Annotated in this window: 1 pseudogene; it reads left to right on the top strand. The window is 66.7% G+C overall.

The features are described from left to right. Nucleotides 1-73 precede the first annotated feature (73 nt). Nucleotides 74-263: pseudogene (locus AQ996_RS10225) on the top strand (transposase); the annotation flags it as partial. Nucleotides 264-780: the final 517 nt, after the last annotated feature.

Here is a 780-nt window from a genome sequence, read left to right as displayed (position 1 = left end):
CATGGAGCGCGCGATCGAGGCGTCCCTGGAGGAGAACTGCCCCGCGCTGCTGGCGATGTACGGGTGCGGGCCCGTGAGCGCGGCCAAGCTCGCGGTCGCGGCCGGGGACAACCCGGGCAGGCTGCGCTCCGAGGCGTCGTTCGCGGCGATATGCGGGGCCTGCCCCATCCCCGCCTCGAGCGGCAAGACCGTGAGGCACAGGCTCAACAGGGGCGGCGACCGGCAGGCGAACAGCGCGCTGCACGAGATCGCGAGGCAGAGGGTCATGCGCGACCCCGAGACCGCCGAGTACGCCGAGAGGGCCAGGGGGCGGGGAAAGAGCGACAGGGAGGTCATGAGGTGCCTCAAGCGCTACGTGGCCAGGGAGGCGTACCGGGCGCTGATGCACCCGCACGAGATCAGGAGGCCCGAGGACGCCTCGGAGCTCGTAGCGGCCAGGCGCGCGGCGAAGGTCAGCCAGGTGAGGGCGGCGTCCATATTGGGAACCAGCGAGAAGTACATCTCGATGCTGGAGAGGGGACAAAGGGAGCTCAAGCCCATAAGGAGGGCCTACGAGGCATGGGTCGAGGCCGGACTTCCGCTCGATTGGGACAGGCAGGCCTTCGAGGCCGAGCGCAAAAAGGATTCTAAAAAACACCTTGCCAAATAGGAGCGTCAGGACGAAAGAACCCCCGCCGCACGTAGTGTGAACTGCGCCCCAATTCTTGGACGGGCTAATAAGCGGCCTACGCCGCACATAGGGACTGATTCCGGAATTCCTCCGGGGTCAGTCCCTTCAGT

It is taken from the genome of Collinsella aerofaciens (assembly GCF_001404695.1).
GTDB lineage: Bacteria > Actinomycetota > Coriobacteriia > Coriobacteriales > Coriobacteriaceae > Collinsella > Collinsella aerofaciens_E.
The sequence above is the reverse complement of the archived record's forward strand: the minus strand, read 5'-3'. Positions and strand labels throughout refer to the sequence as shown.